Genomic DNA, 22248 nt, shown 5'->3' with positions numbered 1-22248 from the left:
GTCAGCCGCCGGGGCGCAGCACCGAGGCCAGCCGGTCGAGCACCGACGCGTCCTCGATCGTCGCCGGCACGGTCGGCTCCTTGCCGTCGGCGATCTCGCGCATCGTGCGACGCAGGATCTTGCCGGAGCGCGTCTTCGGCAGCCCCGCGACGATGTCGACCTGTCGCAGTGCCGCGACCGCACCCACCTCGTCGCGGACCCGCTTGACGAGCTCGGCGCGGATCCGCTCGCCCGCCTCGCCCTCGGCGTCGACGCCGCCCTTGAGGACGACGAAGCCGCGGGGAAGCTGGCCCTTGAGCTCGTCGGCGACACCGATGACGGCGCACTCCGCGACGTCGGGGTGCCCGGCGAGCGCGGCCTCCATCGACCCCGTGGACAGGCGGTGCCCGGCGACGTTGAGGACGTCGTCGGTCCGGCCCATGACGTAGAGGTAGCCGTCCTCGTCCATGAAGCCGCCGTCGCCGGTGAGGTAGTAGCCGGGGAACGCCGACAGGTAGCCGGCGACGTAGCGCTCGTCGTCGCCCCAGAGGGTCGGCAGCGTCCCGGGCGGCATCGGCAGCCGGAGGCAGATCGCGCCCTCCTGGCCCGCCGCCACGGGCGACCCGGTCTCGTCGAGGATCTCGACGGCATACCCGGGGACCGGGACCGAGGGAGAGCCCGCCTTGATCGGCATCGGTTCGAGGCCGCGCAGGTTCGCCGCGATCGGCCACCCCGTCTCGGTCTGCCACCAGTTGTCGACGACGGGGACGCCGAGCATGGTCGAGGCCCACTCGTAGGTGTCCGGGTCGAGCCGCTCGCCCGCGAGGAAGACGGTCTCGAGCGAGGAGATGTCGTACTGGCGGAGCAGCTCACCGTCGGGGTCGTCCCGCTTGATCGCGCGGTAGGCCGTGGGGGCGGTGAACATGGCCCGCACCCCGTGCTCGGCGATGACCCGCCAGAAGGCGCCGGCGTCGGGGGTCCCGACCGGTTTGCCCTCGTAGAGGACGGTGGTGGCACCCGTGAGCAGGGGCGCATAGACGATGTAGGAGTGGCCGACGACCCAGCCGACGTCGCTCGCGGTGAACCACACGTCGCCGGGGTCGATCCCGTAGATGTGGTCCATCGACCACCGGAGCGCGACCGCGTGTCCGCCGTTGTCGCGGACGATGCCCTTGGGCCGGCCGGTGGTGCCGGAGGTGTAGAGGATGTAGAGCGGGTCGGTCGCGGCGACCTCGACGCAGTCGGCCGGCTCGGCGTCGGAGACGAGCTCCTCCCAGTCCATCTCCTCCCAGTCGGTGTCCCGCTCGCCCACCGCGGCACGGGCCTGCTCGCGCTGGAGGACGATCACCGACTCGGGCTTGTGGCTGCTGCGGTCGAGCGCCGCGTCGAGCATCGGCTTGTACTCGACGACCCGGTTGGGCTCGATCCCGCAGCTCGCGGCGAGGACGACCTTGGGCTGGGCGTCCTCGATCCGGGCCGCCAGCTCGGCCGGCGCGAACCCGCCGAACACGACGGAGTGGACGGCGCCGAGCCGCGCGCAGGCGAGCATCGCGACGACGGCCTCGGGCACCATCGGCATGTAGACGACGACCCGGTCGCCCTTCTCGACCCCGAGGCTCGCCAACGCACCGGCGAACGTGGAGACGCGAGCCAGCAGGTCGGCATACGTGAGGGTCTGCTTCGTGCCGGTCACGGGACTGTCGTGGATGAGCGCGGGCTGGTCGCCGCGGCCGTCGCGCACGTGCCGGTCGAGGGCGTTGAAGCAGGTGTTGAGCGTGGCTCCCGTGAACCAGCGGTAGAGCGGCGGGTTCGCGTCGTCGAGGATCGTGCTCGGTGGGGTGATCCACTCGATCCGCTCGGCCGCACGCCGCCAGAACGTGTCCGGGTGCTCGATCGACTCGCGGTACGCCGCCTCGTATCCCTGGGTCGTCATGACGCCATCGTGGCGCGGTTCGGGCAGCCGTGGGGCGGGTTGCGACGAACGGTCGGCCGAACGGCGGCGGTGGTGCGGCGAGCGGATTTCGTGGCGCATCGGCGCTCGGGTAGCCTCCGCGGTGGAGGATTCGCATAGTGGCCTAGTGCGCGCGCTTGGAAAGCGCGTTGGGTTAACACCCTCAGGGGTTCGAATCCCCTATCCTCCGCCACGCCGGATCGACAGGGCCCCGACCACGCGTCGGGGCCCTCTCGCGTGCTCGGGGCGCGCGTGACGGTCCATGTCGTTCCCGCAGCGTCATGCCGCCCCGGCGCCAGGCCCGGGCGGGAACGACGTGGACGAGCGGGAGCGACCCGACGCATCGGCGCATGCGGGTGCGCCCCGGTGACTCGTGCGTAGCGGTTGCGGACGCCCTCGACTGTGGCTAAGTTCCAACACAAAGCCCTGTTGCGTGAATTGTTCACATCGCCGTGAGCGCCGATGAATCGGAGATGCCATGCCCCGTCCGTCCGTCACCCGCCGCACCGCGATCGCCTCGGCCGTCGCCGCGACCCTCGCCGCAGGGGCCGTGCCCCTGACGACCGCCGACGCCGCGGCCCCGGCCGGCCCGAAGGGATGGGTCCAGTCGACCCTCGTCCGCATGACGACGGAGGAGAAGGTCGGCCAGCTGTTCGTCCAGCAGGTCTACGGACAGGATGCGACCACCCCCGACGCCCGCAACCTCCCGCTCTACGGCGTCGCGACGCCGGCCGAGGTCGTCCAGAAGTACCACCTCGGCGGTGTCATCTACTTCGCCTGGACCGACTCGGTGAAGAACCCGCAGCAGATCGCCGGCCTGTCGAACGGCCTCCAACGGGCGGCCCTCGCCCAGGACTCCAAGGTCGACATCCCGCTCGGCATCTCGATCGACCAGGAGCAGGGGGTCGTCACCCGCATCGGCCCGCCCGCCACCCAGTTCCCCGGTTCGATGGCGCTCGGCGCCGGCCGGTCCGCCGAGGACGCCCACACCGCGGCCGCGATCACCGGCAAGGAGCTGCGGGCCATGGGCGTCAACACGAACTTCGCGCCCGTCGCCGACGTCAACGTCAACCCGCTCAACCCCGTCATCGGCACCCGGTCCTTCTCGTCCGACCCGGCGCTCGCCGCGGACCTCGTGGCGGCGCAGGTCGCCGGCTACCAGGAGGACGGCCGGGTCTCGGCCAGCGCCAAGCACTTCCCCGGGCACGGCGACACCGCGACCGACAGCCACGTGGCGTTCCCGGTCATCACCCACACCCGCGAGCAGTGGGAGCAGCTGGACGCCCCGCCGTTCAAGGCCGCCATCGCGCGGGGCATCGACATGATCATGACCGCCCACCTCGCCTTCCCGGCCCTCGACGACTCCGGCAACCCGGCGACCCTGAGCAAGCCGATCCTCACGGACCTGCTGCGCGGCGAGCTCGGCTACCAGGGCGTCATCGTCACCGACGCCCTCGAGATGCAGGGCGTGCGCGAGCTCTACGGCGACGCCGAGGTCGCGGTGCGCGCCCTCGAGGCGGGCGTCGACCAGCTCCTCATGACGCCGGCCATGGACGAGGCGTACGCCGCGGTTCTCGCCGCGGTCGAGAGCGGCCGGATCAGCGCGGCCGACCTGGACGCCAAGGTCCGCCGCGTCCTCGAGCTCAAGATCCGGCGCGGCATCGTCGCCGACCACCTCGTCGACCCCGCCGCGACCGGCTCGCTCGTCGGCACCGCCGACCATCTCGCCACCGCCGACGCCGTCACCAACCGCACGAGCACCCTCGTGGCCAACGACGACGGTGTGCTCCCGATGGCCGTGGGCGGCAAGGAGGTCCTCGTCACCGGCTACGGCGTGACGACCACCCAGATCCTCGCCGACGGTCTCACCGCGTCGGGCGCGACGACGACGGTCCACCAGACCGGCACCTCGCCCACCGATGCTCAGGTCGCCTCGGCCGTCGCGGCCGCGCAGGGCAAGGACGCGGTCGTCGTCACGACGATGAAGGCCTGGGACACCACGACGACCGACAAGAGGGCAGGTCAGCAGAAGCTCGTCAAGGCGCTGCAGGACACCGGGATCCCCGTCGTCGTCGTCGCCACGCGTGACCCGTACGACATCGCCTCCCTGCCCGGCACGGCCACCTACCTCGCCACGTACTCCTACAGCCCGGTCGCCATCCGGGCTGCAGCCCGCGTCATCACCGGCGAGGTCGCCCCGACCGGGAAGCTCCCGGTCGACCTCCCCGTCCTGGGTGCGCCGGGCACCGTCCTCTTCCCGTTCGGCCACGGCCTGACCTTCTGACCCAGACCCCCCACGCCGGCCTCGTGTGCCCCAGCGCGACCCCTGGTTCGCGCTGGAGCACACAAGGCGAGATCGGAGACCAACGATGACCACCCCGAACCGTCGACAGCTCCTCACCGGGGGCGCCGGGCTCGCCGGCGCCGCGCTGGGGATGGGTGCGACGCCCGCGCAGGCCGGCCCGCCGGCACACGCCACGTCGTCGAACGACCCCGCGCGGAAGGTGACGCCCGGCGCCGACGTCGCCGCCGCGTCCGGCTGGGCGGTCCTCGCGAGCCGCAAGGTCGGCGTCATCACCAACCCGACCGGGATCCTGCTCAACCTGCGCACGATCGTCGACGAGATGCACGACTCCGGCGCCGTGGACATCCGTGGCGTCTTCGGCCCGGAGCACGGCTTCCGCGGCACTGCCCAGGCCGGCGAGGCCGAGGACACGAGCGTGGACCCCCGCACCGGCATCACCGTCTACGACGCCTACGGTGCCAACACCGCGAAGTTCGCGTCGATGATCCGCGCGGCGGGCGTCGACACCGTCGTCTTCGACATCCAGGACGTCGGTGCGCGGTTCTACACCTACATCTGGACGATGTACACGGCGATGAAGGCCTGCGTCGAGACCGGCGCCGCGCTCGTCGTGCTCGACCGCCCGAACCCCATCGGCGGCCGGGCGTACGGCCCGATGATGCGGCCGGAGTGGACCTCGGGTGTCGGCGCCGAGGCGATCGTCCAGGCACACGGCATGACGGTCGGCGAGCTCGCCCGCCACCTCGACGCCGAGATCCTGCCGACCGACACCGGCGGCACGCGCCTCTCGGAGCTCGTCGTCGTCGAGGTCAAGGGCTGGCGCCGCGACGTGACGTATGCCGGCACGGGCCTTCCATGGGTCATGCCCAGCCCGAACATGCCGACTCCCGACACCGCGCTCGTCTACCCGGGTACCGGGATGTTCGAGGGCACGAACCTCTCGGAGGGGCGTGGCACCACCCGGCCGTTCGAGCTCGTCGGCGCGCCCTACGTCGACCACCGGTGGGCCGAGCGGCTCGCCGACCGTGGCGTCAAGGGCGTGGGGTTCCGGGAGGCCTGCTTCACCCCGACCTTCAACAAGCACGTCGGCAAGGTCTGCGGCGGGGCGCAGGTCCACATCGTCGACCCGTCCGCGATCGACCCGCTGCGGGTCGGCGTCGAGATGCTCGTCGCCGCCCGGTCGATCTACCCCGACTTCCAGTGGCGCTACGACTCCTACGACCCGGCGCGCCCGTACTGGATCGACAAGCTCACCGGCTCGACCCGACTGCGCGAGCAGATCACCGCGGGCGCCGACGCCGACACGGTCCTCGGTGCGTGGCAGCAGGAGCTGGCGGCGTTCGAGGCCCAGCGCCAGCCCTACCTCATCTACCCGGGCCCGGCCCGATGAGCCTCAGCCGCCGGGCCGTCCTCGGGGGCGGGATCGCCGCCGGGGCGGCGTTCCTCCTCCCGGGTGCTGCGAGGGCGGACGGCACCGACCGGCCCTTCACCGGGTTCGCCCCACCGTCGACCCTGCTCCGCGAGGGGACCCCCATGTCCGTCGGGCTCGACGCCGCGCCGATCGAGGCCGCCAAGGAGCAGGTCCGCAGCCACCAGGTCGCCGCCCCCGGTGGGCGCCCGCTCTACCCGGGGCACGTCGGCCTCATGGCCCACGACGGCGTCGTCGTCGCGACCCAGGTCGACGGCTTCGCGCTGCGCTACCGGACCGCGACCGAGGAGCTGCCGCGCAGCGAGTGGGTCCCGATGCGTCGCGACACGATCTTCGACCTGGCCTCGGTCTCCAAGCTCTTCACCTCGATCGCCGTCGTCCAGCTCGTCGAGGAGGGGCGGGTCGAGCTGGAGGCGGCGGTCGCGGCCTACCTGCCCGAGTTCGCCGCGGCGGGCAAGGAGTCGGTGACGATCCGGCACCTGCTCACCCACACGAGCGGCTTCACCTCGTGGCTGCCCCTCTACAGCCGTTACCCGGACCGGGCCTCGCGCATCACCGCCGTGATGAACCAGCCGCTGACCAACCCGGTCGGCACCGTCTACCTCTACAGCGACCTCAACCTCATCACGCTCGGCGTCCTCGTCGAGCGGTTGCGAGGCCAGTCCCTGGACGAGGTCGTCGACGCGCGGCTCACCCGGCCGCTGGGGATGACGGACACCGGCTACAACCCCACCGCGACGACCCGCACGGCGGCCACCGAGTACCAGGTGGTCCCCGCCCGCGGGATGGTCCGCGGCGAGGTGCACGACGAGAACGCGTGGTCGCTCGGCGGGGTCGCCGGGCACGCCGGGGTCTTCTCCACCGTCGACGACCTGGCCGTCCTGGCCCAGGCGCTCCTCAACGGTGGCACCTACCGCGGGGTGCGAGTCCTCGACCGCAAGAGCGTCACGCTGCTCATCACCAACTTCACGCAGGCCCTCCCCGGTGACGACCACGGGCTCGGCTTCGAGCTGAACCAGACCTGGTACATGGACGCCCTCAGCGGGCCGAGGACGGCCGGCCACACCGGCTACACCGGGACCTCGATCGTCATCGACTTCGACTCCCACTCGTTCGCCATCCTGCTGACCAACCGCGTGCACCCCTCACGGTCGTGGGGCAGCATCAACGTCGCCCGGCAGGAGTGGGCCCGCGGGCTCGGTCTGGCCCTGCCGATCACCCCGCGCGGCAGCCACGTGGCGTGGGAGACCGCGCCGATGCACGCGAGCACCGCGGACCTCTCGGTGCCGCTGGCCGTCCCGTCGACGGGCGCCCGGCTCGGGTTCGACCTCGTCGCCGAGACCGAGGAGTCCGACGTCCTGCGGGTCGAGACCTCGACCGACGGCTCGACGTGGTCGCTCGTCCCGCTCGTCATCCGCCATCCCGGCGACACCCGGACGGGCGAGGAGGGCGGCACGGTCAGCGGGACACCCGGTGAGCGGCGCTGGGCCCAGGTGCGAGCCGACCTCCCCGCCGGGCAACAGGTGCTGCGCTGGCGCCTCACGACCGACGCCACCACCCTCGGTCGCGGCGTCTCGGTGAGCCGGGTCCGCGTCGTCGGCCAGGGCGGTGTCGTCCTCGACGGCGATGCGTCGCCCGACACATTCAGCGCTTCGGGCTGGACCCTGCGGCGAAGGTCGTAGTTTTGGTGCATGGCATCTCCGACCGACCTGACCGACGTGGCTGACGCACCCCTTCTCGTCCGGCTGCGGGGCATGAGGCCCTCGCTCACCCCGGCCGAGGAGCGGGTCGCCACCAAGGTCCTCGCGGACGCGCGGCGCGCCTCCGACCTCACGATCACCGAGCTCGCCCACGCGGCCGCGACGTCGGAGACGACGGTGCTGCGCTTCTGCAAGCGGCTCGGCCTCAAGGGCTACCCGCAGCTGCGGCTCGCGCTCGCGGCCGAGTCCGCGATGCCCCGTGAGCAGCGGATGGCCGGCAGCGACATCAGCGCCAACGACACCATCGACGACATCATCGACAAGGTCGCGGCCGTCGACTCGAGCGCCGTCGAGGAGACCGCGCAGCAGCTCGACCGGGCCGCGCTCAAGGCCGCAGCCGACGCCGTCGCGCGAGCGACCCGGGTCGACGTCTACGGGATCGGTGCCAGCGCGATCGTCGGGACCGATCTCCAGCAGAAGCTGCACCGGATCGGCGTCATCTCGTTCGCGTGGAACGACCCCCACATCGCCCTGACCAGCGCGACCCTGCTGACCCGGCACGACGTCGCCATCGGCATCTCCCACTCCGGCGCGACGTCGGAGACGATCGAGTCGCTGGCGGTCGCCCGCGGGCGCGGGGCCACGACGGTCGCCGTGACCAACTTCCCGCTGTCCCCGCTGGCGACCGCGGCGGACATCGTCCTCACGACGGCGGCCCGCGAGACCTCGCTGCGCTCGGGCGCCACGGCGAGCCGGATCGCGGCGCTGACGGTCGTCGACTGCCTCTACATCGCCGTCGCGCAGCGTGACCTGCCCCGGGCGCGCAAGGCCGTCGCGGACAGCCGCCGGGCCGTCGCGGGACACCACGTCTCGTGATTCATTCACATTGTTGACGGTTCGGACGTTAGAAACTAACCTCGACGGATGGCCAACGACGTCCGGGTGAGCGCGCCCACCGAAGACCGCCATCCCGGCACGGTCGGGATCGACACCGCGTCGACGCTCGAGATCCTCATGTTCATGAACGACGCCGACAGCACCGTCGCCGGCGCCGTCGCCGAGGTCCTGCCCGAGCTGGCGCGGCTCGTCGACCACAGCGTGAGCGCGATCCGCGCCGGGGGGCGCGTGCACTACTTCGGCGCCGGCACGTCCGGGCGCCTCGCCGTCCTCGACGCCGCCGAGCTCCTCCCCACGTTCAACGCGCCGGACGGCCTCTTCGTCGCCCACCACGCGGGTGGGGCGCCGGCGCTCCTGCGCGCGGTCGAGAACGTCGAGGACGACGTCGAGCAGGGGGCCCGGGACGCGAGCGGCGTGACCCGCCTCGACGTCGTCATCGGCCTCACGGCGTCCGGCCGCACCCCGTACGTCCGGGGCGCACTCGACTGCGCGCGGGAGATCGGCGCGCGCACCGCCCTCGTGACGGCCAACCCGGGAGCCGAGCTCGCGGCATACGCCGACCACCTCGTCGTCGCGGACACCGGCGCGGAGGTGCTCACCGGCTCGACCCGCCTCAAGGCCGGCACCGCCCAGAAGCTCATCCTCAACTCGTTCTCGACCGCCGTGATGATCCGGCTCGGTCGCACCTGGTCCAACCTCATGGTCGACGTCGTCGCGACCAACGCCAAGCTGCGCGGTCGCGTCGTCCGGATCCTGCAGGAGGCCAGCGGCGCCAGCGAGGGCGAGGCCCGGGCCACGCTCGACGCCGCCGGGGGCCAGCTCAAGCCGGCCCTGCTCTCCCTCCTCGGCGGCGTCGGCGTCGACGCCGCGGTCGCCGCCCTGCGCGCCCACGACGACTCCGTCGCGGCCGCGCTCCTCCAGCTCACCACCACCTCCAGCCAGCCCGTGTCGACAGGAGAGACGTCATGACCCCTCGAACCCTCCGCTCCACCCTCACCCTCATCGCCTTCACCGGTGTGCTCGCCGTCGGCGCGTGTGCGCCCTCGAACGACACCGACACGTCGGGATCCGGCGGAGGTGACGGGAAGAAGACCACCCTCACGGTCTGGTCGTGGCGCGTCGAGGACGAGGCGGCGTACAACAAGATCTTCGACGCCTACGAGGCCAAGCACGAGGGCGTCACCGTCGAGTTCAAGCCGTTCAAGGCGACCGAGTACAACAAGATCCTCGCGACCGGCCTCGCCGGCTCGGACGGCCCCGACGTCCCGCAGGTCCGCTCCTACGGCCAGGTCGAGCCGACCATCGCCTCCAAGTCGCTCGTGCCGCTCGACGGCAAGGTCGACCTCTCGGGCTGGGACGAGAACGTCGTCAACTCGGCGAAGTCCAAGGCCGACGGCAAGCTCTACTCGGTGCCGCTGGCCCGCCAGACGGTCCAGATGTTCTACAACAAGGCTCTGTTCGCCAAGAACGGCATCGACGAGGCGCCTGCCACCTGGGCCGACTTCACCGCTGCGGGCGACAAGTTGCTCGCCGGTGACGTCACGCCGATCGCCGTCGGCGCCAAGGACGACTGGACGCTGCCGATCGTGCACGAGGTCCTCGCGGCCCCGCGGTTCGGTGGTGCGGCCTTCCAGAAGGAGGTCCTGAGCGGCCAGACGTCGTTCACCGACCCGAACTTCGTCGCCTCGATCGACGTCTTCACGCAGCTGGCCAAGTACTTCCCCAAGAACGTCACGGGTGTCGCGGTCACCGACGCGCAGACCCTGTTCTCGGCCGAGAAGGCCGCGATGTTCCCCGGCGGCTCGTTCGACATGGCCGTCCTCAAGAAGGCCAACCCCGGCATCGACCTGGGCGTCTTCGAGGTCCCGGCCCCGACCGGCTCGCCCGAGGACAAGGCCACGACCCCCGGCTGGGCCGACGGCAACTTCGCGGTCAACGCCAAGTCGCCCCACCAGGAGGCCGCACTCGAGCTCGTCAAGTGGATGTCGACCAAGGAGTTCGGCCAGATGGTCGCCGACGAGGTCAAGCAGATCTCGGCCGTCCCCGGCGTCACCTACAACGACCCGCTGCTCAAGCAGATGGCCGACAGCTACGAGAAGTCGCCCTCGCCCTACCTGCTGCTCACCGACTTCCGCTACGGCTCCCCGTCGGGCACGGACCTCATGGGCAAGGGCGTGCAGCAGCTGCTCCTCGGTTCCAAGACGGCAGCCCAGGTGGCGGCCGACATCGACGCCGGGGTGAAGACCTGGTTCAAGCCCACCCCGTGACCGGGGTGGATTCCGGGCCGCAGGCCGTGGTGGACTCGCCGTCGTGAAGACCCGCACCGGACTGGCCTTCCTCGCGCCCGCCCTGATCCTCTTTGGCGTGTTCGTCCTCTACCCGATGTTGACGGCGTTCTCCTACGCCTTCTACGAGTGGCAGGGGACGAGCCGCCAGGGGTTCGCCGGGCTGTCGAACTTCTCGGCGCTCGTCAACCGCGCGCCGTTCAAGACCGACCTGCCCAAGGCGCTGCTCCACAACGTCCTGTTCTTCCTCGGCACGATGCTCGTCCAGAACACCATCGGGCTCACGGTGGCGACGCTGCTGCACCGCCGGGCCCGCACTCGGCGGATGCTGCAGACGCTCTACGCGATGCCCTACCTCGTGAGCCCGATCGTCATCGGCTACCTCTGGACGCTGCTGCTCTCGCCGACCTTCGGGCCGGTCAACCAGCTGCTCACGAAGGTCGGCCTCGAGCAGTTCGCGCTGCCGTGGCTGGGCGACCCCAAGACCGCGCTCTGGGTCGTCATCCTCGTCTCGGTCTGGCAGTGGGTCGGCTTCCCGGTGCTGCTCTACGGCGCGGCGCTCGGCGGCGTGCCCGAGGAGCTCACCGAGGCGGCCCGCGTCGACGGCGCCTCGCACGGCCAGGTGTTCCGCCGGATCACCTTCCCGCTCCTCGTCCCCGCCATCGGCACGGTGTCCGTGCTGACCTTCATCTTCGCGATGGAGGCGTTCGCCCTGCCGTTCGCGTTCGGTGGGTCGACGGGCAACCCCGCCGGGTCGACCGACTTCGTCTCGCTGCTCTTCTACCGCTCGGCCTTCGACTCCGGCGCGGTCGACGCGATCGGCACCTCGTCGGCCCTCGCGACGGTCCTCTTCCTCATCATCTTCGGTGGGGCGATGGCCGCGACCAAGGTCCTGCGCCGGCACGAGAGGCGGATGGCCTCATGACGACCACCCTCACCTCCGCCGACGCCGCACCCGCGGACGCCGCGTCGACCGGCACGAGCCACCGGCGCACGCGACGGCGGCGTGGCCAGGGCGCCAACGACCCCGTCGGTGGCGCGGGCGCGAGCATCCTGCTCTGGGGCTACGCCGTCCTCGCCCTGGCACCGCTCGTCATCATGGTGCTCAACTCGTTCCGCACCAACGCCGACTTCATCACCAACCCGCTGGGCCTGCCCACGTCACCGACCGTCGCGGCCTACCAGGAGGCGTGGACGGTCGGCAGCTTCGGGACCTACTTCGTCAACTCGCTCACGGTGACGGCCGGCGCGGTGGCGATCTCGACCGCGGTCTCGACGATGGCGGCATACGGTCTGGCGCGCGGCCGCGCGCGGATCTTCCGGTGGCTGGAGTCGCTGTTCCTCTCCGGCCTCATGCTGCCGATCCACCTCGCGATCCTGCCGGTGTTCTTCCTCTTCGACGGTTTCGGCCTCATCGACAGCCGGCTCGGCCTGGCGCTCATGTATGCCGCGGCGGGCGTGCCGTTCTCGATCTTCGTCCTCACGACGTTCTTCCGGCAGCTGCCCGAGGAGCTCGAGGAGGCCGCGGTGCTCGACGGCGCCAACGCGTGGCAGACGTTCTGGCGGATCATGGTGCCGATGGTGCGCCCGGCCCTGGCGACGGTGGCGGTGTTTCGGTTCGTCCCGATCTGGAACGACTTCCTCTACCCGCTCGTGCTGCTGCGCTCGGAGTCCAAGTACACGCTGCCCGTCGGCCTGACGAACTTCTTCGGCGAGAACGCAACGAACTACTCGGCGCTCTTCGCGGGGCTGGTCATCACGACCATCCCGCTCATCGTGCTCTTCCTGTTCGCGACCAAGCAGATCGTCGCGGGTTTGACCGCCGGCATGTCGAAGTGATCGGCTCGCGCCCATGAGCGCGGTCGTCGGTGTGGACGTGGGCGGGTCCGGCCTCCGCCTCCAGTGGTCGTATGCCGGCCAGCCCGGCCCCGTGCTCTCCGCACCCGGCGCTCGGATCGGGTCGGGCGGGATCGACGTGCCCGCGCTCGCCGCGGACGCGGCCCGGCTGCTCGACGAGGGCGGGGTCACCGAGGTGGCGGCCGTCTGCTGGTCGCAGCGGGGGCTGCTCTTCCTCTCAGACCCGCGTGAGGTGGTGCAGGTCGTCTCGACGACGCTGCACGCCGAGCGGACCGCCGTGGTGAGCGACGCCGTCGCCTCCCTCGTGGGTGCCGTCGGTGGGGTCCGGCCGGGTGCGGTGGTCGCGGCCGGCACGGGGGCGGTGGCGTTCGGGTCCGACTTCGGCTCGGCGGACACCTCGGTGTGGCGGCTCGTCGACGGGTGGGGGCACGTGCTCGGCGACCGCGGGTCGGCCGCGTGGGTGGGGCTGCTCGGGCTGCAGGCGGGGCTGCGACATCACGACGGGCTGCCGAACGGCTCGGAGCGCCTCCTCACCGCGGGGGTGTCGGCGTTCGGCGCCACGTCGCACTGGCCGCGTCGCGTCATGACCGGCGGGGACGCGCCGGAGCAGCTGTCCTCCTTCGCGCCGGCGGTCGTGGCGGCCGCCGAGGCCGGCGAGCCGGTGGCGGCGCGGATCTGCCGGGAGGCGGGGGAGGCGCTCGCCGAGTCCCTGCTGTCGGCCGCGGCGGGGATCGACTCGCCGACGCTCGTCGCGACCGGTGGACTGCTCAACGCGGAGCCGGTGCGCTCCGCCCTCGAGTCGGTGCTCGCGGCGACCGGCGTCGAGCTGACGGCGTCGCACGGAGGCGCCCTCGACGGGGCCCTGTACCTGGCCACGCTGCTTGCCGAGACGGGCACGGTCCCGCGCCACCCGGCATACGTCCACCTCGGCTGAGGGCGCGACGGCGGATTCCGCGCGCCCCACGTCCTCGCGCCGCGCTGTGCAGTGCTGCGCCCCGCCGCAGCACTGCACAGCGTGGGCGGCACATGTTCGGGTGAGGGGTGTGCGCTGCTGCGCTGTGCCGCAGCACTGCACAGCACCGGGCGGGGAGGAGCGCGGGACCGGATTGGCCTCGCCGCAGGGCCGGGTTAGACTTTGGACCGGCACCCCGCGTGGTGGTACCTCACCGAACTCCCCCAGGGCAGGAATGCAGCAAGGGCAGGCGAGCTCTTCCAGGTACGCGGGGTGTCTTCATGTTCGCGCAGTCCGGCTCACGAGCCGGTGTTCCGGTCAGGCCCCGCAGGCGCAGCCGCCCGCGCACCCGCCACAGCCGCCACCGCGGGCCTCGGGCGCGGTGCCCCGGTCCTCCCACGTGAGCTCGAGGGCGCGCAGCAGGCCGTCGACGGGCTGGGCGCCGGTGACGGCGAACTTCTGGTCGAGCACGAAGGTCGGCACGGCCGTGATGCCGATCTGGTTGGCGGTCGCCTCGTCCTCACGCACGTCGTAGCCGTAGGCGTCCGAGCCGAGCGTCTCGCGCACGTCCTTCTCGCCGAGGCCGCCCTCGACGGCGAGCCGGACGAGGGTGTCGGTGTCGCCGATCGCGGCGCCCTCGGAGTACCAGCCACGCATGACCCGGTCGGTCACGGGCTTCTCGAGCCCCCGGGCCCGGGCGAGGTGGATGACGCGGTGGGCGTCGAAGGAGTTGCCACCCACGACCTGGTCCCACCGGAAGTCGAGGCCGACCGCGGCGGCATCGGCGGCCATGGCCTCGTGCTGGGCCACCATCTCCTCGCGGGAGCGGCCGTACTTCTCGGCGATGCGGTCGACGTTGGAGCCGTCGACGACGGACGGCGCGGACCGGTCGAGCTGGTAGCTGTGCCAGGTCACCTCGACCTCACGCTCCTCGTCACCGGCCAGGAACTCCTCCACGGCGAGCTCGAGGCGTCGGCGCCCCACGTGGCAGAAGGGGCAGACCAGGTCGGACCAGACGTCGATACGCATGGCCTCGACGATACGTGGGAGGACCGACGACCCCAGTAGTCGGACTCCTTGGACGGGAGCCTCTGCAGCCCGAGGACCGCAGGGCCAGAGGACCAGGACTCGCGGCGCGTCAGTTCGGGACGGCTCCGAGCCGGTCACCGAGGGCGAGTGCGGTCAGCTCTCGCCGGCTGTGGACCCCGGCCTTCGCGAAGATGGCCTTGAGGTGACCCTGGACGGTGTGGCTGCTCATGTGCAGCTCCTCGGCCACGGCCTTGGTGTCGGCACCACGCACGACGAGCGCGAGGACATCGCGCTCCCGCCGCGTCATGTCGAGTGCGTCGATGAACATGGGCAGCAGCTCGCGCGGCCGTGACTCGGTCACGGTGACGCCGACGAGGTCGGTCTCGCCAGACCGCAGCAGGGTGGCGTGGATCGTGCACCACCGCCCGTCGGTGAGGCGCACTCGAGTCGTGGGGTGGTGCGACCCCCCCGTCGCCTGTGTCACCGCGGCCGCCGCGGTGAGCGAGACGAGCAGCCGGCCGGTCACCTCCTCCGAGCCGAAGCGGAGCGAGTCGAGACCTTCGGCAACATCAGGTGAGGCGAGGACCACGTTGCCGGACCCGTCGAGGACGAGCATGGTCGCGGGGGACTGGCCCCTGGGGGTGGCCCCCTCCGCCCACAGCTCCAGCACACCCAGCCGCACGGCGTGAGCGAAGGACGGGCAGAGGGTCCGGACAAGCTCGACCTCCCAGGGCTCGAAGTGACCGACGCGACGATGGAGGAAGACCGCGCCCCAGACGTTCTGACCGTCGGTCGCGAGTCCTCGCAGCTCGTCGGTGCAGCCGAGGATCGGGGACATCAGCTCGCGCATCCGCGGCGAGCGGGTGACGTCGCCACCGGTGAGGTCGTGCACGCCGATGGCGAGGCGTCCGGTGTCCACCATGGCAAGGATCGAGGTGGGGTCGTGATGCCCGTACTCAAGCTGCGCCCAGAGGCGGTCGTGCTCGGCCGACCCGATCGCCGTACCCCCCCGCAGGTAGACGCCGGTCGGCATGAGCGACGCAGGATCCACCGTGTTGAGCGTCCAACCGTCGTGCGGCACGGCACGCTGCAAGGAGCGCAGGGCCTCCTCGGCGAACGTCTGCAGGCCCATGTCGGCCCGTGCGAGGACGCTCACGTCAGCGACGACGCGATCGCGCAGGACCTCCCACTCCACCGGTCTGCACCTCCTCGACGGGCGTTGCACGGCCCCCCCACATTGTGGGGGGAGGGCGTATGCCGTATGGGCGGAATTGCAACAAACCGCAGTTCTGGGATGGGCAAGGTCGGCTCCGCTCCACCAGCCTTCAAGGGTCGGGTCCCTTCGCCGACGGTCCTCCGGTGTACGTGAGCCGGCCGCCGGCACAACCTCGAGGAGCGTCCATTTCATGAACTCCCTACGCGCTGCGCTCGCAGCCGCTGCCGCGGCTGCCTCGGTCGTCGCCCTGGCCCCCTCCACGGCCGCCACTCCCCACGACGGGCACCCGGGATGGGTCTCCACGATCGACGACACCGTGCTGGCACCGTTCCAGCTGGCTGTTGACGGCTCTGACGTCTACGCCTCCGACGGATTCCTCGGCACCCTGACGAAGTACTCCGGCAACGGGAGGAAGACGGTGCTCGCGACGGTCGAGGGCGGCGAGATCGCCGGCGTCGACGTCGTCCAGCGTGGCCGGACCTTCGCCTACACGAGCACGTCCGCAGACGGCCGCAGCCTGCTGACGATCCGGTCCGCCGGCAAGCAGGACGTCGTTGCCGACCTCGGCGAGTACGAGTCGCGTCGCAACCCCGACCAGCACGTGACCTACGGCGTCATCGCCGGCGGCAACCCGTGCGCGAACGCGTTCTTCGCCGAGATCTCAGGCGGCCCGGCCACCTACCAGGGCATCGTGGAGTCGCACCCGTATGCCGTCGCCGCACTGCCCAACGGGGCTTGGGCCGTCGCGGACGCGGCGGGCAACTCGATCCTGCGTGTCGACCAGAAGGGGCGGATCTCCACCATCGCCGTCGCACCGCGTCGCGAGCTCCGCATCACCGCGAACATCGCGTCGGCCGCCGGCCTCCCCCCATGCACGGTGGGCGTGACCTACGCCTTCGAGAACGTGCCCACCGACGTCGAGGTCGGACCCAGGGGTGCTCTCCTGTACAGCTCGCTGCCGGGAGGACCGGAGGACCCCAGCCTCGGTGCCCGGGGGTCGGTCTTCAGGATCGGCCACCACGGGACCTCGTCGCCAGTGGCGACGGGCTTCCTCGGGGCGACGAACCTCGCGGTGTCCGGTGACACCATCTATGTGACCGAGCTGTTCGCCGGCAAGGTGACGGCCGTTCGCGGACAGAAGCGGTGGACCGCACACTCGATCGAGCGTCCCCTCGCCGTCGAGACGAACGGCAAGGCGCTCTACATCGGGCAGATGGCCGACATCGACTTCGAGACCGGTGAGCCGCTGGCTCCTGGCTCGATCATCAAGGTCGGCCTGCGCCGCTGAACGTCGGCGCGAGCCGTGCCGGTGCCTCCCTCCCGTGGGGGCACCGGCACCTCGCGTTGACCATGGCGGTGCCGACGAGGGCCGGACCTGGTTTGCGGCCTCAGACCTCCCGGTGCGACATCGACTCCCGGTCCACCCGCCGCAGCCCGGCGTAGACGATGCTCGCGCCGGCCACCCACGTCGCGATGACGTGCAGCCCCGACGTGGGCCACTGGACGGCGCCCCAGACCATCCCGCCGACGAGGAGGGTGCACAGGATGAGCGGGGAGGAGTACCAGATCGCGACCGTCTGCGGTGACGGGACCGTGCTGAACGTGGTCGGGGGGCGACCGCGGTATGCCGCGAGGAGACTTCCGCCGCCGAGCACCACCGTGGTCATGACGCACCACGGCAGGACCTCGCCGACGGTCGACCCGACGGCGAGGGCGGTGACGGACCCGGCCAGCGTCGTGCCGACGAGGTGGGTGAGCCCCGGGACGACGAGGTGGGTGGCGGCGGCCCGCACCGGCGGCATCCCGAACAGGGCCGGCGTCCCGACGGTGTCGGCCTCGAGCCGCAGGCCCTCGGCCAGGGCGCCGAAGCCGACGTAGCCGATGATCGCGGCGACGAAGCCGACGAGCGGGGGGACGGCGCTGGAGCCGAGGGTGGCGCCGAGCGTCACGCCGCCCAGCACCGTGAGGACGAGCCCGACGACGGCCGCTCCGGGGGCGCGCCGCAGGCCGAGGACGTCGCGCGCCACGAGGGTCGCGACCGGTCCGCGTCGGCGCAGTCGCAGGGCACGACCCCGGGTGATGGGGCGTGCCGCCTCGAGCCGGACGGCGCGGAGGTCTCCCGCCTGGACCCCGCCGACGATCCGGTTCGACCGGGCCGCCTGCGTGCGCAGCTCGGGCAGGCCCATCCGTCGCACCTCGGCGGACGGGGCGCCGAACCGGGACGACGACCCGGGGCCGGGCGCGCGACGCAGTGGTGGGGAGAGCCTCGACTGGCCGAGCAGCCACGTCGCGCCTCCGACCAGGCCGACCGCGAGGCCGACGGCGACGGCGACGGGGACGAACCACCACGACGCCGCCCGCGCTCCGAGGAACGCGGCGCCGACGAGGAGGCCGGACAGCCCGCCGGCGAAGAGGACCGCGAAGAGCGAGTAGCCGAACCACGGCCGCAGCGCCACCCAGCGGTCCAACGACGACGCGACGACGTGGTCGACCCACGGCACCGGCGCCACGACCGGTCCGCGGACCCGCCCGGCCTCACGTCCCAGAAGGGCGACCGCGGCCGTGACCGCGACGACGCCGAGGACCGCCCACGGCGACCGTAGGGCCGAGCCCATCGCCTCCCGGTCGGCGGCGAGGACCAGGGCGCGAAGGACGGGGAAGCCGTAGAGCCCCACGAGGATCACGGCGACGTAGGCGGCATACGCGACCTCCTTGCGCGCCGGGTTGCCGGAGGGTCCGTGGAGGACGTGCCGGGTGTCGGCGAGGCGCTCCTGGTCGCTCACGGCGCTGACGCTCACACGGGCCTCAGTCGGTCGCGCCGACGAGGTCGACCACCCGGTCGGCGACGCGGTCGGTGACCACGGGGTCGTGGCAGGCCAGCACGACGGTCGTGCCGGCGTCGCGCCGGGCGGCGAGGATCTCCGCGACGAGCGCCCGCTTCGCGGTGTCGAGACGCTGCTCCGGCTCGTCGAGCACGAGGACCTCGGACGGGCGGAAGAAAGTGAGGGCCAGGCGGAACAGCTGGGTCTGGCCGGACGACAGCTCGTGCGGGAACCGCTCACCGAGGCCCCCCAGCCCGAGCTGGGTGAGGGCTGCGGCGACCCGGTCGTCGCAGCTGTCGGCGTCGCCGGCCCACGTGGCGTCGAGCAGCACGAGGTGGTCGCGCAGCGTCAGGTCGCGGTAGGTCGCCGGTGCGCCGACGAGCGCGGCGACGGCCGCGCGCACCGCCGGGTCGCGCTCGTCGGCGGTCGCGTCGCCGACGGTCGCGGTCCCGGTCGTGGGCGGGAGCGCGCCGATGAGGATGCGCAGCAGGGTCGTCTTGCCGGAGCCGTTCGGACCGCGCAGGACCAGGCAGGTGCCGCTCTCCGCCGCGACGGACACGGGGGCGAGCAGGGTCGCCGGCCCCACCACCTTCGACACGTCGTCCCCGCGCACGTCCATGGCGGTGAGGCTAGCGACCGCGTCCACAGGCCGGTGCAGGCGGCATGCCGGGTGTCCTCGCGGGCGACTAGGTTGGGCCCCGTGAGCACCGCCCTGTACCGCCGCTACCGCCCCGAGACGTTCGCCGACGTCATCGGCCAGGAGCACGTCACCGAGCCGCTCATGCAGGCGCTGCGCACCGGCCGGGTCAACCACGCCTACCTCTTCAGCGGTCCCCGCGGGTGCGGCAAGACGACGAGCGCCCGCATCCTCGCGCGCTGCCTCAACTGCGAGCAGGGCCCGACGGCGACGCCGTGCGGCGAGTGCGACTCGTGCGTGGCGCTGGCCCGCGGCGGCGCCGGCACGGTCGACGTCATCGAGATCGACGCGGCGAGCCACGGTGGTGTCGACGACGCCCGTGACCTGCGCGAACGCGCGTCCTACGGCCCGGCCCAGAGCCGCTACAAGATCTACATCATCGACGAGGCGCACATGGTGACGCCGCAGGGCTTCAACGCGCTGCTCAAGATCGTCGAGGAGCCGCCGGAGCACGTGAAGTTCGTCTTCGCGACGACCGAGCCCGAGAAGGTCATCGGGACGATCCGCTCGCGCACCCACCACTACCCGTTCCGGCTCGTCCCCCCCGGCCAGCTCACCGACTACATGGAGCGCCTCTGCGTCGCCGAGGAGGTGGCCGTCGCGCCGGGCGTGCTCTCCTTCGTCGTCCGCGCCGGCGGGGGGTCGGTGCGGGACTCGCTCTCCGTGCTCGACCAGCTCATCGCCGGTTCCGGTGACGAGGGCCTGACCTACGAGTCGGCGGCGTCGCTGCTCGGCTTCACCGACAGCGAGCTCCTCGACGCGACGATCGACGCCTTCGGTGCGGGCGACGGCGTCGGCGCGTTCTCGTCGATCGAGCGCGTCATCGAGACCGGGCTCGACCCCCGCCGCTTCATCGAGGACCTCCTCGAGCGCCTGCGTGACCTCATCGTCGTCGCCGCCGTCCCCGACGGCGCCTCGGCCGTGCTGCGGGCGCTCCCGCCCGATCAGCTCGAGCGGATGCGCCAGCAGGCGGCCGCGTTCGGCTCCGGCGCGCTCTCGCGGGCCGCCGACATCGTCAACGCCGGGCTGTCCGAGATGACCGGTGCGACCGCGCCCCGCCTCCAGCTCGAGCTCATCGCCGCGCGCCTGCTGCTTCCCGGCGCCGCGGGCGAGAGCGGGTATGCCGCCCGCCTCGACCGTCTCGAACGTCGCCTCGACGTCGGCGGGGTTCCCTCCGGGGCGGCTGCCGCAGCTTCTGTGGCGCCCTCGGCCCGGGCCGCTCCCCAGCTCCGGTCGGCGCCGGTCGCCCCTGCGGCCCCGGTGCCGTCGGCGTCCCAGGCGCCGCAGGTATCCCAGGCGCCGTCGGTGCCCGTGCAGCCGGTCGGGACCCGGGATCCGGCACCCGTCGTACGGGACCAGCCGGCCGCCCCGACCCCCCAGTCCCCCGAGACCGGCCCGCCGGCAGCCCCGGCCCCACGGCAGGAGCGTGCTCCCGACCCGTCGGAGCCGCCGCTCGACGAGCCGCCCGAGCTGGACGAGCCGTACGACCACGGGCCCCGGTTCGTCGAGCCGGAGCGGCCTCGCCCGACGCCGTCCCAGCCGCAGCCGCAGCCGCAGCCGCCGTCGGCGGCACCGGCGAGCCCCACCGAGGGCCGGCCGGCGCAGCAGCCGGCGGCGAGCGCCGCCCCCGCCGCGCCCGTCGCCTCCGTCGCCCCCGAGCCCGTTGCCCCCGCCGCTCCGGCTCCACGTCCGGGCGGCCTCGACACCGCGGCGATCCGCCGGTCCTGGCCCGACGTCCTCGCCAAGGTCTTCGAGCTGCGGCGCACGACGTGGACCTTCGTCTCGGAGCACGCGCAGGTGCTCGACTACGACGGCGAGCGGCTCCTTCTCGGCATCGCCACGACCGGATTGGCCAACACCTTCCGCCGCGGCCCGCACGCGACCTATGTCCAGCAGGCGCTCATCGACGTCCTCGGCATCGACGCCCGGGTCGAGGGGGTGCCCGCCGACGGCTCCTCGCTCGGCGGACCCGCCGGCGTCCAGACGATCGACCCCAACCGCCCCGCCCCGACCCGCGAGCCGGCCACCCCGCCCTCGAGCGCGCCGCCGAGCCAGCGACCCTCCGGCGCCGGCCAGGCCCCGCGCCCCCAGGGCGATCCGGACCGGGACGGCGAGCCGGGTCGCGGAGGCGAGCAGGCGGCATACGTCCCGAGCCAGCCGCCCACGACGCAGGCCGAGTGGGGCAGTAGCGGCGGCGGGCCCACCGCCCCTGCCTGGGCGACGGCCGAGACCACCGGGCCGACCGAGCCGACCGAGCCGACGAGCCCGTTCGCGCGCGCCAAGGTGGCCGTCGCGGCCGAGCGCGACCCGGATGAGACGCCGGTCGCCGACGACTCCGCGATCAGCGAGGATGATGAGGACATCGAGGGCTTGGGCGAGATCGGTGTCCCCGTCGTCGAACGTGTCCTCGGCGGGAAGGTCATCCACGAAGAGGACGCATGAGCACCTACTACTGGGTCGGGCGCACCCTCACGATGTCGCTCGCCCACGCGGTGTGGCGGCCGACGATCCTCGACAAGGGCAACGTCCCCAGGGAGGGTGGCGTCCTCCTCGCGAGCAACCACCTCTCGTTCATCGACAGCTTCGCCATCCCGGTGGCCGCCCCGCGCAAGGTCTCGTTCCTCGCCAAGCAGGAGTACTTCACCGGCACCGGCGTCCGGGGGCGCCTCGTCCGCGGCTTCATGGAGGCCGGCGACGCGATCCCGCTCGACCGTGACGACTCGCGCGGCGCCCACGAGTCGCTCGACCTCGCGCTCGAGGTGCTGCGCGCCGGCAAGGCCTTCGGCGTCTATCCCGAGGGCACCCGCTCGCGTGACGGCCGCCTCTACCGTGGCCGGACCGGGGTCGCGTTCCTCGCCCTCACCGCCGGGGTGCCCGTCGTGCCCGTGGGCCTCATCGGCACCGACAAGGTCCAGCCCGTCGGGGCGCGTGGCCTGCGGCTCGCGGACGTCACCGTCGCCTTCGGGACCCCGATCCAGCCGTCGGCGTATGCCGGCCTGCCCGCCGGCCGCGCCCGTCGCCAGCTCACCGACGACGTCATGGACGCGATCGCGGCGCTGACCGGTCAGGAGCGCGCCGACACCTACAACGAACGCCCGCCGAGCGCCGACCCCGACGACTGACCCCGGC

General features: G+C 72.5%; 17 protein-coding genes, 1 tRNA gene and 1 other RNA gene. 14 read left to right on the top strand and 5 right to left on the bottom strand.

Translation table 11 applies throughout. From position 1 onward, the window contains the following. Window position 1: 1 nt before the first annotated feature. A complete protein-coding gene (locus tag AC3EU2_RS05420) occupies window positions 2-1912 on the bottom strand; it encodes a propionyl-CoA synthetase (protein WP_488178696.1) in 1911 nt (636 codons plus the stop codon). A gap of 123 nt (window positions 1913-2035) precedes the next feature. On the opposite strand from AC3EU2_RS05420, the gene AC3EU2_RS05415 reads away from it, so the two are divergent. The 11 genes from AC3EU2_RS05415 (at window position 2036) to ffs (ending at window position 13639) form a co-directional block, all read left to right on the top strand. Further along, a tRNA-Ser gene (locus AC3EU2_RS05415) sits at window positions 2036-2123 on the top strand. A 285-nt stretch (window positions 2124-2408) separates the two neighbouring features. Then, window positions 2409-4214, top strand: a complete 1806-nt coding sequence (locus tag AC3EU2_RS05410; RefSeq protein ID WP_488178695.1) for a glycoside hydrolase family 3 protein — start codon at window positions 2409-2411, stop codon at window positions 4212-4214. An 85-nt stretch (window positions 4215-4299) separates the two neighbouring features. Then, entirely contained in the window at window positions 4300-5625 is a 1326-nt protein-coding gene (locus AC3EU2_RS05405; RefSeq protein ID WP_488178694.1) for an exo-beta-N-acetylmuramidase NamZ family protein, read from the top strand. Beyond that, entirely contained in the window at window positions 5622-7346 is a 1725-nt protein-coding gene (locus AC3EU2_RS05400; RefSeq protein ID WP_488178693.1) for a serine hydrolase domain-containing protein, read from the top strand. Before AC3EU2_RS05405 ends, AC3EU2_RS05400 begins: the two co-directional genes overlap by 4 nt. A 9-nt stretch (window positions 7347-7355) precedes the next feature. Continuing rightward, entirely contained in the window at window positions 7356-8240 is an 885-nt protein-coding gene (locus tag AC3EU2_RS05395; RefSeq protein ID WP_488178692.1) for a MurR/RpiR family transcriptional regulator, read from the top strand. Window positions 8241-8288: 48 nt separating this feature from the next. Continuing rightward, window positions 8289-9230 (top strand): N-acetylmuramic acid 6-phosphate etherase, encoded by a 942-nt coding sequence (locus AC3EU2_RS05390; RefSeq protein WP_488178691.1) that lies wholly within the window; start codon window positions 8289-8291, stop codon window positions 9228-9230. Then, a complete protein-coding gene (locus AC3EU2_RS05385) occupies window positions 9227-10528 on the top strand; it encodes an extracellular solute-binding protein (RefSeq protein ID WP_488178690.1) in 1302 nt (433 codons plus the stop codon). Before AC3EU2_RS05390 ends, AC3EU2_RS05385 begins: the two co-directional genes overlap by 4 nt. 43 nt (window positions 10529-10571) lie before the next feature. After that, window positions 10572-11471 (top strand): carbohydrate ABC transporter permease, encoded by a 900-nt coding sequence (locus AC3EU2_RS05380; protein ID WP_488178689.1) that lies wholly within the window; start codon window positions 10572-10574, stop codon window positions 11469-11471. Beyond that, window positions 11468-12385 (top strand): carbohydrate ABC transporter permease, encoded by a 918-nt coding sequence (locus tag AC3EU2_RS05375; RefSeq protein WP_488178688.1) that lies wholly within the window; start codon window positions 11468-11470, stop codon window positions 12383-12385. Before AC3EU2_RS05380 ends, AC3EU2_RS05375 begins: the two co-directional genes overlap by 4 nt. Before the next feature lie 13 nt (window positions 12386-12398). Next, the gene (locus AC3EU2_RS05370) at window positions 12399-13337 is read left to right on the top strand and encodes a BadF/BadG/BcrA/BcrD ATPase family protein (protein ID WP_488178687.1); all 939 of its coding nucleotides are present in this window, start codon (window positions 12399-12401) and stop codon (window positions 13335-13337) included. 205 nt (window positions 13338-13542) lie between these two features. Further along, window positions 13543-13639, top strand: an RNA gene (ffs, locus tag AC3EU2_RS05365) — signal recognition particle sRNA small type. Window positions 13640-13673: 34 nt separating this feature from the next. Here the strand turns inward: ffs and AC3EU2_RS05360 are convergent. Together AC3EU2_RS05360 and AC3EU2_RS05355 are read right to left on the bottom strand one after the other, a co-directional pair. After that, entirely contained in the window at window positions 13674-14384 is a 711-nt protein-coding gene (locus AC3EU2_RS05360) for a DsbA family oxidoreductase (protein ID WP_488178686.1), read from the bottom strand. A gap of 109 nt (window positions 14385-14493) precedes the next feature. Then, window positions 14494-15579: a helix-turn-helix transcriptional regulator gene (locus AC3EU2_RS05355; protein ID WP_488178685.1), complete on the bottom strand. Its 1086-nt coding sequence runs from the start codon at window positions 15577-15579 to the stop codon at window positions 14494-14496. A gap of 211 nt (window positions 15580-15790) precedes the next feature. Here AC3EU2_RS05355 and AC3EU2_RS05350 point away from each other — a divergent pair, with 211 nt between their 5' ends. Continuing rightward, window positions 15791-16888, top strand: coding sequence for a ScyD/ScyE family protein (locus tag AC3EU2_RS05350; protein WP_488178684.1), 1098 nt, complete (start codon window positions 15791-15793; stop codon window positions 16886-16888). Window positions 16889-16988: 100 nt separating this feature from the next. On the opposite strand, the gene AC3EU2_RS05345 is transcribed toward AC3EU2_RS05350, so the two are convergent. Both AC3EU2_RS05345 and AC3EU2_RS05340 read right to left on the bottom strand, forming a co-directional pair. After that, window positions 16989-18383, bottom strand: coding sequence for a hypothetical protein (locus AC3EU2_RS05345; RefSeq protein WP_488178683.1), 1395 nt, complete (start codon window positions 18381-18383; stop codon window positions 16989-16991). 22 nt (window positions 18384-18405) lie between these two features. Then, window positions 18406-19041, bottom strand: a complete 636-nt coding sequence (locus AC3EU2_RS05340) for an ABC transporter ATP-binding protein (RefSeq protein WP_488178682.1) — start codon at window positions 19039-19041, stop codon at window positions 18406-18408. A gap of 81 nt (window positions 19042-19122) precedes the next feature. On the opposite strand from AC3EU2_RS05340, the gene AC3EU2_RS05335 reads away from it, so the two are divergent. Continuing rightward, window positions 19123-21561, top strand: a complete 2439-nt coding sequence (locus AC3EU2_RS05335) for a DNA polymerase III subunit gamma and tau (protein WP_488178681.1) — start codon at window positions 19123-19125, stop codon at window positions 21559-21561. Then, window positions 21558-22241 (top strand): lysophospholipid acyltransferase family protein, encoded by a 684-nt coding sequence (locus AC3EU2_RS05330; protein ID WP_488178680.1) that lies wholly within the window; start codon window positions 21558-21560, stop codon window positions 22239-22241. Before AC3EU2_RS05335 ends, AC3EU2_RS05330 begins: the two co-directional genes overlap by 4 nt. Window positions 22242-22248: the final 7 nt, after the last annotated feature.

The sequence above is a fragment of the Knoellia sp. B-D-2 genome, from assembly GCF_057714695.1.
The sequence above is the reverse complement of the archived record's forward strand: the minus strand, read 5'-3'. Positions and strand labels throughout refer to the sequence as shown.

What these genes read in the sequence shown, in the direction of transcription:
- AC3EU2_RS05330 (WP_488178680.1), top strand. Translation starts at nt 21,558, where the DNA reads ATGAGCACCTACTACTGGGTCGGGCGCACCCTCACGATGTCGCTCGCC.
- AC3EU2_RS05350 (WP_488178684.1), top strand. Translation starts at nt 15,791, where the DNA reads ATGAACTCCCTACGCGCTGCGCTCGCAGCCGCTGCCGCGGCTGCCTCG.
- AC3EU2_RS05400 (WP_488178693.1), top strand. Translation starts at nt 5,622, where the DNA reads ATGAGCCTCAGCCGCCGGGCCGTCCTCGGGGGCGGGATCGCCGCCGGG.
- AC3EU2_RS05390 (WP_488178691.1), top strand. Translation starts at nt 8,289, where the DNA reads ATGGCCAACGACGTCCGGGTGAGCGCGCCCACCGAAGACCGCCATCCC.
- AC3EU2_RS05385 (WP_488178690.1), top strand. Translation starts at nt 9,227, where the DNA reads ATGACCCCTCGAACCCTCCGCTCCACCCTCACCCTCATCGCCTTCACC.
- AC3EU2_RS05410 (WP_488178695.1), top strand. Translation starts at nt 2,409, where the DNA reads ATGCCCCGTCCGTCCGTCACCCGCCGCACCGCGATCGCCTCGGCCGTC.
- AC3EU2_RS05340 (WP_488178682.1), bottom strand. Translation starts at nt 19,041, where the DNA reads ATGGACGTGCGCGGGGACGACGTGTCGAAGGTGGTGGGGCCGGCGACC.
- AC3EU2_RS05420 (WP_488178696.1), bottom strand. Translation starts at nt 1,912, where the DNA reads ATGACGACCCAGGGATACGAGGCGGCGTACCGCGAGTCGATCGAGCAC.
- AC3EU2_RS05370 (WP_488178687.1), top strand. Translation starts at nt 12,399, where the DNA reads ATGAGCGCGGTCGTCGGTGTGGACGTGGGCGGGTCCGGCCTCCGCCTC.
- AC3EU2_RS05375 (WP_488178688.1), top strand. Translation starts at nt 11,468, where the DNA reads ATGACGACCACCCTCACCTCCGCCGACGCCGCACCCGCGGACGCCGCG.
- AC3EU2_RS05395 (WP_488178692.1), top strand. Translation starts at nt 7,356, where the DNA reads ATGGCATCTCCGACCGACCTGACCGACGTGGCTGACGCACCCCTTCTC.
- AC3EU2_RS05405 (WP_488178694.1), top strand. Translation starts at nt 4,300, where the DNA reads ATGACCACCCCGAACCGTCGACAGCTCCTCACCGGGGGCGCCGGGCTC.
- AC3EU2_RS05360 (WP_488178686.1), bottom strand. Translation starts at nt 14,384, where the DNA reads ATGCGTATCGACGTCTGGTCCGACCTGGTCTGCCCCTTCTGCCACGTG.